This is a genomic window from Asaia sp. W19 (assembly GCF_003994335.1).
In the GTDB taxonomy this organism is placed as follows: Bacteria; Pseudomonadota; Alphaproteobacteria; order Acetobacterales; family Acetobacteraceae; genus Asaia.
In genome coordinates this window covers 1-7306 of sequence record NZ_PNQZ01000109.1, presented here as the reverse complement: position 1 = coordinate 7306, position 7306 = coordinate 1, and the positions used below count along the sequence as shown (strand labels likewise).

The following is a 7306-nucleotide window of genomic DNA, read 5'->3' as shown; positions in this document are numbered from 1 at the left end:
WTCCGAAAGCGATGGCATGCGCCCCCGGCCGAACGCGAGGCGACCATCATGACCATGCTCCAGAACAAGCCGCATGAGCGCATGCCAGATGCCGACAGCAAAGAACCCGAGGGCGCGCAGGCGCAGGTCCTGATCTGCCATGTCGGAGATTTTTTCGAGAGGCTTTTTGCGTGCCATATCAATAGGCTTTCAGGCGATACCCGTCTGACACGGGCTCGATAATGTCTCGATTGACCAGATGCGAAATGGCGCGGATGACCTCATTCGGCTCTGCTGCAAGCAGGCGCGCGAGATCCGGCACTGTGACGGCCTGGCCGCGCACCGGGGCGCGCAGCTCGGGCATCACATCGGCAATATCGGTCAGATGCAGCCACATGCCGCGCGCGGCGAGCGGCAGCACCGACCAGCGCGGATCGGCCATGACAGAGCGCGCATGCACGCCATAGCGGCGGCGCAGCGTGCTGCGTTGCGCGGCGGGGCGCTTCATGATGCCCCACCCTGACAAACCCATGCCGGGCTGCGCGGGTCTTCGGTCTCGTCGCGAAACCAGGTGCTGTCGTCATCGAAGCGCAGGCGCACCGACCCGGTCCCGCCATGGCGGTTCTTGCGGATCAGGATCTGCGCCTTGCCGACCGACTCCTGCAGGCGAAACTGAAACTCCGAGCAGCGATTGGCGAACTGCTCGTTCGTTTCCTTGTCGCGCTTCTGGAGCCCGTCGCCGCTGGCCTCTTTCCGGAGGTAGTAGTGATCGCGGTAGAGAAACGCGACAAGATCGGCGTCCTGTTCCAGCCCGCCACTATCGCGCAGATCGGCCTCGGTCGGGCGCTTGTCCTCGCGCTTCTCCACCTCGCGGTTGAGCTGGGCCAGTGCGATGATGGGAATGCCGAGTTCCTTGGCGAGGGATTTGAGCCCCGCGCTGATCTCGGTCATTTCCTCATAGCGCCCGCGACGCCGCGCGGCGTCGCTGCCATGCATGAGTCCGACATAATCGAGCACGATAAGACCGAGCCCGCGCTTGCTGCGCCTCATCCGACGCGCACGCGACCGCAGCCCGGCCACGGTCAGGCCGGAGCGCACATCCAGCTCGAGCGGCACGGCCTCGGCGGCTTTTTCTCCCGCCTGGAGATCCTGCCACTGCCACCCCTCGAGCGGGACACGCAGCCCCGTCCCGATATCTTCGGGGATATCGTACCGCCGCCCTGCAAAGACCGAGAGCGTGGAAAGCCCGGCATAGGCGGCCCCGGCACGCGCGCCGATCTGACGCGCCGCCATCTCACCGGACCAGAACAACACGCGCTCACCATTTGCCGCAACGCGCATGGCCACACCCAGAGCAAGAGCGGTCTTGCCCATGGCCGGGCGGGCACCGATCACATACAGCCCTTCGCCCAGCAGGCCGCCCGTCATCCGGTCCATGGCGGGATAGCCCCATGACAGCCCGGCCAGTGCCGAGCCGCGCAGCAGGTTCTCCTGCCCGCAGGCAATCGCCTCGCGGATCGCTTCGAAGATCGTCACGTTCGGCAGGCTCTCGCGCATGTTCTGGGCGATCTCGAGCAGCCCGGCTTCCATCTGCTCGACGAGATCCTCGCCCGTCTGGCCACCAGGGGTCAGGCAAAGCCGGGCGACATCGATGCAATGGCTACGCAGCTGGCGGCGCGTCCAAGCGTCGAAGATGGCGCGCCCGTAATCGCCAGCATTGAGAATGCCGACCGTCGCCATCATGATCTGACCGAGATATCCCGCTACGTCGCGCCCCATGAGCACTTCGGAATCACCGATCTGGTTACGGATCAGGATCACGTTCGGATCGACACCTGCCATGTGCATGCGGAGCGCGGCAGCGTAAATCACGCCATTGAGCGGCTCGTAGAAATGCTCGGGACGCAGATATTCCTCGACCATGGGCAGCGCACGGCGTCCATTTGTCAGGATGGCGCCCAGTAGGGCCGCCTCTGCCTGCATGTTTTCAGGCTCATTGACCGAAGCCAGATACCCGAGCGGTTGAACGTCACCCATGACGTATCTCCATGATCTGTCGGCTTTGGGGGCGTGGTGCGGTCAGGCCCAGCGCCTTGAGCAGGCCGCGCGTACTGCGTTCGGAAATGCCGAGGCGCGTAGCAATCAACCGCGCCGGGAAGCCCCTGCGGTGATAGCCCTGCACGGCAGGCGCGAGGCGGGTGCGATCGAGCGCAGGACGAGCCATCAGCCTTGCCCCCTATGCGTTTCACAGCGGCGGATGAATGGCGAGTTCACCGAGAAGGCCGCGCCGCAATAAAGGCACTTACGATGCCAGACGCCTGTGACATGCGCGGTGCTGGCCGAGGGTTTGACCGGCGGCGCATCGCTCTCAGCCAAGCCGCGATCGGCCCCGAAACAAGCGAGTACGGCACGCACATGACGCAGCGGGATTTCATTCCAGGACTTCACGCTGTCAGGCGCGACCTTGAGCGCCTCACCCAGAACTCTCTTGCCGCCATGCCGGGCGCGTATCTTGCGCACGATATCGCGTGCCTGGCGGCATTCGGCGGATGTCACGACAGGTGACATCGCCCTGATTGCCCGCTCCAGCCTGCCGCTTTCATAGGCTCGCAGGAAAGGACGCACATGGTTCGACGGCACATGATGCCATTTGACCACCGTGCCAGGCTGGCGACCGATCAGCCCGGCGAGGGCGACCCGTGCAATACGGGTTCGGCACAGCCTGTTGAACACGGCATTGGCCTGAGCCTGCTCGCTCGAACTGGCCGATTTGCCGCGCAAGCCGATGCTACGGGCGGAGACAAGAGCGGCGCTCATGACACACCCCGCAGTGCTGCAACGGGTTCTTCCAACGCCTTTTCCGTAGCACGCAGGTTATGCAGGGCATGCCCTACGGCACGGTGCAGGCTCGAAAGCGTGGCCCGCATGGCCGTGACTTCATGCGTCTCGACAACACCATCCGCCAGCACGCGAAGCGTCGTGGCGATCGTTTCATTAAAGCTGTGCGATACCTTCTCGATATCGGTAGCGAGATCGCCCTCGCCCACCTTGAGCGGCGTGAGGATATACCCCTCAGCCAGCGCCATGGCGGCCAGAATAACCGGTTCCTGCGCGCAGCGATCCATCTCGATGGCAACATCGACCGGCACGACCGACTGCGAATGGCGGTTTTGGTAGTCTGAAAGCTGCGACCGCCCGACGCGGACGAAACTCGCCGCCGCATCGACACCGCCCACAGCGCGAATGACAGCCTGCGTGGCCGTCTTGATTGCGTGCGTGGTCATGGCTGGGCCCTCGATCCGAAGGAACCCGGCGAGGAATAAGGCGACCTTGCCCGGACACCCTTCGGATGACGGCGCGACATGCAGCCAATAGCCTGCAGAGCATGATGGATTCTCATGCTGCATTCCTTTGTGCGACAGAATTGAAGAGATCAGGCCGAAGTGTTTCGGGTGGAATGCCCACCTCACGCGACACGGCGTGAAGGTGTCGTTTCGGCACTCTTTCCCATTGCGAAACTGCCGCATGAGAAATTTTGCAGGCCGCTGCCATTTGCTTAACAGCGCCTTTGCGACTGAGAATGTCCGAAAGGATAGGATCACGCATATCAATACATTACCGGCGGTAAGTATGGTAAGCAAGACAATTAAGGTGGGCCCTCGTCAGGAATCTGCCATCAAATTGGATATGAGCAGTGCGAAATCCAGGAAGAATCCCCCGACACCAGCCGCAATAGCGATGGGACTCAGGATAAGAACACAACGCGAACATTTGGGCTTTACCCAAGCTCAACTTGGCGGCATGATCGGCGTTACGGAAAACGCGATCGCCCAATACGAGACTGGGCGTTCTTCGCCTAGGAGGGAGCGCGTTCCAGCGCTTTTAGAAGCTTTGGGCAGATCGATTGGCTGGCTTTTGACCGGAGACGAGCCCGAAGAAGAAGTGAAAGCTCAGACCGAAAAGGAGCGTGAGATTCTTATACAGGCTCGCGACCTCCCTCCAGAACAGCAAGATATCCTCCTTAAGATGATCTCCGCCCTTAAAAATTAATCTTACCGCCGGTAAGAAAATTCTTGCCCACTATAATTACCGCCGGTAATAGTTTCGTCGTTCGTCCACGATGGAGCGCAAGCCGATGTCAGCATCGCCGGTTCAAACCGTTTTTCTCCCCGACAGACCAACCACACCACCGCTCACCGGGCGCGATACCATCAAGGCCAAGAGGGCCATGGCATCCTATATGGATAGCCTGGCCGAGCAGGCAGGCTTTGCCGGGCGCAACGCAGCCGAACGCCTGTGGCGAAACGCTGCGGCCGACAAGCGCCACGAGGCCGAGCAGATGGAACGTGCCGCCCAAGGGCGCAGCATCATTCCTGACGCCCCTAATGCCAATCCCGTTCTAGCCCTACTGGCCCGTCACGGGCGTCTGGGACGGTCATGACCAAAATGCTCTGGAGCGCGATCGCGCGAAATCCGATCACAGCATGCCTGATCCTGTTTCTCCTGCATCAGATCGTGAGTTCCGCCCGTATCTGGCTGCGCTGCCGCGATCTTGAAACGCAACTTCGGACGCTCGATGCCCTGAAGACTTCCGACTTTGATGAGGACTCATGACCCACATACGCAAGACGGCGGCTGAGGTGGCGACCGAGCTGCGCGTGTCGCCGCGCCTCATTCAGAAGCTTTGCGCCACGGGCGCTCTGCGCGCCGCCAAGATCGGTTCTGTCTGGCGCATAACGACGTCAGCGATTGACGACTATCTCGATCAGGAGGCCAGCAGGCCGTCGTGTCCAGCAATCTCTACCAGGCCGCAAACGGCACCTATTACGCTCGGATCCAGATCAAAGGGCGCGACATCCGCCGATCGCTACGCACGACTGATCGGCGTACAGCCCGGCAGCGGCTCAAAGAGCTGCTCGAAAAGGCGGAAGACCAACGCGCCGGCATAAAGCCTCCTGAGGTCAAGAACTGGGAAGACGCCGTGGTGCGGTGGGAGGAGCTGCAATTTGCCGATCTGCGCCCCAGCACCCAGACGCGATACCGCACGAGCCTGCGGCAGCTCCACCCCTATTTCGCGGGGCGGAATATCAGCCTAATTACCTCCCGCGACGTGCATGAGTTCGTGGCGGCAAGACGACGCACCAAGACCTCCGGTGCCACCATACGCCGCGACCTGATGGTGATGGGCCGCATCATGCGTGTGGCGCGTCGCGCTGGCTGGATTGCCGCCAACCCGGTGCCGGACGAGATGGAGGAGATCAAGGAGCGCCGCGAACCCATTCGGCCCGTGGCCTTGCGCGACCTAGCGCGCCTGACGCGCCGCGCCCCACCCGGCATGCGCGACATGATTCGCTTTCTGGCCCGGACCGGCTGCCGGCAAGAAGAGGCCGCCTCGCTTTCATGGGAGCAGCTGGACCTCAAAGCCCCCTGCCCCACCGTGACCTTTGCCAGAACGAAGACGAGATCGCCCCGCGTGGTCAGACTCTCGCCTAGGCTGACCAGAGAGTTGCAACGCAGCCGCCCGGAAAACGCGAGCGGCTACGTCTTCCGCAACCCGTCAGGGCAGCGCTACACCAACGTCCCAGGCCGCTTCCGCGTGCTTCTGGCCAGCGCCATACCGCACAAAGCCCGCCACTTCCGCTGCCACGACCTGAGACACACCTACGCCATCCGTGCCCTGCAACAAGGCGCCTCGATCTATGATGTGTCCCAGCAACTCGGTCACAGCTCGGTCAAAACCACCGAGATCTACGCCGCCTGGTTGTCACGTCGGATTAGATGAGCGCGCCTGGGTCAGATAAGACGCGCGCAATTCAATGTAGAGAGTGTTCGCGTCTGAGTTCCACGAGGCGTTCGCAGTCATCCAACACCTCGATTGCAATCACTGCCTCTCTCATTGGCTCGGTGCGGTGGAGCTTGAGATAAGCTTCACCCACCGTCCATCGACACATATCGGTCTCATACGATGACCACCCATGCACATATTCATTCTCAAGATGGCTTGTCTGACTCGATGAGGAAGACGCCTCATACATAGTAATATTACCAACCAATAAGCCGAGTTTACGCCGATCTTCGATATGAACACCAATCATGTCGTATGGCCGTGCCACGCGTGAAACAAGCTTCAGAGTGTCAATATGAGATGGGACCTTGAAAGATGTCGTGCGGCCATTTGTACTGCGTTTCATAAGCTGCTGACCATCTGAGGTGAAAACCTCGAACGCGAGGGGAGCAAACTCGGTGTGCGTCGTCGATGACGTGTCTAACCCATATCTATTGCGTATCCCCATGATCTCCTTTGGCTCAGTACAGAGAGCCATTTGCCGCGCCGGACCCATATATGGAAAGAATTCGTTGTGCGTGACGATCATATTTCTGAAAACACTGCAAGCCGATTTACTGACCAAGCTTTCTACCGGCAGTCCATTGGCATCGATCACGTGATGATCGTGTAGGTCTATATGATAGTACTTATAGCTTATTATCGACATATCAAATGATATCTTCTTGCCATCCACAAGGCTTCTGGCCATCACTATTTTGCCGTCAAGCTGGATCGCATGATCCCCTGTCACCCAGAGATCCGCAAAAGGCTGGTTGTCACCTAACGCATCCTTTCTGATCACTACAGGATATCCTGCCATGTCAGGAAATTCATTACTGGACACCCGACAAAACCCGACAGAAAGAGCTTTAATCGGATGCCACTCTAACGTGCTCCCATTGAAAACTCCTATCCTGTCCTCAACGCATAGCGTCTCTACCGCACGATACCCCTTCTCCGTCAGAATCATTGAGCCAGCCAAGAAGCAGGGCATGTTAGCATGTGTGTTAGGGTCATATGGCCCAGGCGACGTCACACCACCCGCAATACGCTCGTAGGAAGCGCTCTCATTCCCAGCAAGATTCTCCAGTCGAAGTGATGTGCTGCTCCCCCCGAAAGACGGAAACGGCATTGTTCCAGGAACTGCGCCATTCTGGTTCGACCACCGCACTTGGGACGGATCTCCGACCTTGTCGTTACTAACAAGGATATAGCCCCCGCTCGGACTATAGGAAATGAACCCATTTTCGGTCTGGTATACGCCGGTCGTGGTGTTCTGCGCACTCACAACCACTTGTCCGTTGGCGTCAATGTATTTCCACGTTTTGCCGTCATACGACGCCGTAAGCGGACCGATCGCCGCATTATCGTTACTGGCAGAAACTGTCCCGTCAGCATTCAGCACATAAATGTACACATCGTTCAGTGTGTCGGGCAGGTAGCCTGACGGTGCAGTTACGCTGGGCATGGTAGCGTGCGCTGTCGGGTCATAGGTCCCTT

Annotated in this window: 10 protein-coding genes and 1 pseudogene; 5 read left to right on the top strand and 6 right to left on the bottom strand. The window is 59.8% G+C overall.

The genetic code is table 11. The features are described from left to right. Window positions 1-178 precede the first annotated feature (178 nt). The 5 genes from C0V97_RS16960 to C0V97_RS16940 are packed head-to-tail and all read right to left on the bottom strand — an operon-like array spanning window position 179 to window position 3263. Window positions 179-487, bottom strand: coding sequence for a hypothetical protein (locus C0V97_RS16960; protein ID WP_233582245.1), 309 nt, complete (start codon window positions 485-487; stop codon window positions 179-181). Continuing rightward, window positions 484-2016 (bottom strand): DnaB-like helicase C-terminal domain-containing protein, encoded by a 1533-nt coding sequence (locus C0V97_RS16955; protein WP_127103684.1) that lies wholly within the window; start codon window positions 2014-2016, stop codon window positions 484-486. The genes C0V97_RS16960 and C0V97_RS16955 overlap by 4 nt, the downstream gene beginning before the upstream one ends. Further along, a complete protein-coding gene (locus C0V97_RS16950; protein WP_127103683.1) occupies window positions 2009-2203 on the bottom strand; it encodes a hypothetical protein in 195 nt (64 codons plus the stop codon). The genes C0V97_RS16955 and C0V97_RS16950 overlap by 8 nt, the downstream gene beginning before the upstream one ends. After that, window positions 2203-2796, bottom strand: coding sequence for a hypothetical protein (locus C0V97_RS16945; protein WP_127103682.1), 594 nt, complete (start codon window positions 2794-2796; stop codon window positions 2203-2205). Before C0V97_RS16945 ends, C0V97_RS16950 begins: the two co-directional genes overlap by 1 nt. Continuing rightward, on the bottom strand, window positions 2793-3263 hold the full coding sequence (locus tag C0V97_RS16940) for a hypothetical protein (protein WP_127103681.1): 471 nt from the start codon (window positions 3261-3263) through the stop codon (window positions 2793-2795). The genes C0V97_RS16945 and C0V97_RS16940 overlap by 4 nt, the downstream gene beginning before the upstream one ends. Window positions 3264-3504: 241 nt before the next feature. Between C0V97_RS16940 and C0V97_RS16930 the strand changes: the two genes are divergently transcribed. The 5 genes and pseudogenes from C0V97_RS16930 (at window position 3505) to C0V97_RS16915 (ending at window position 5761) form a co-directional block, all read left to right on the top strand. Then, complete coding sequence (locus C0V97_RS16930; RefSeq protein ID WP_127103679.1) at window positions 3505-4029, top strand: helix-turn-helix domain-containing protein; 525 nt, start codon at window positions 3505-3507, stop codon at window positions 4027-4029. Window positions 4030-4114: 85 nt separating this feature from the next. Next, window positions 4115-4420 (top strand): hypothetical protein, encoded by a 306-nt coding sequence (locus tag C0V97_RS16925; RefSeq protein ID WP_127103678.1) that lies wholly within the window; start codon window positions 4115-4117, stop codon window positions 4418-4420. Next, window positions 4417-4593 (top strand): hypothetical protein, encoded by a 177-nt coding sequence (locus C0V97_RS18445; RefSeq protein WP_158625463.1) that lies wholly within the window; start codon window positions 4417-4419, stop codon window positions 4591-4593. The genes C0V97_RS16925 and C0V97_RS18445 overlap by 4 nt, the downstream gene beginning before the upstream one ends. Next, window positions 4590-4736 (top strand): annotated as a pseudogene (locus C0V97_RS18970) (helix-turn-helix domain-containing protein); the annotation flags it as partial. The gene C0V97_RS18445 and the pseudogene C0V97_RS18970, both read left to right, overlap by 4 nt. Window positions 4737-4765: 29 nt before the next feature. Further along, window positions 4766-5761 (top strand): site-specific integrase, encoded by a 996-nt coding sequence (locus C0V97_RS16915; protein WP_127103676.1) that lies wholly within the window; start codon window positions 4766-4768, stop codon window positions 5759-5761. Between the two features lie 31 nt (window positions 5762-5792). On the opposite strand, the gene C0V97_RS16910 is transcribed toward C0V97_RS16915, so the two are convergent. After that, window positions 5793-7306: Hint domain-containing protein (locus tag C0V97_RS16910; RefSeq protein WP_233582244.1), on the bottom strand; the 1514-nt coding region annotated here is incomplete at its 5' end.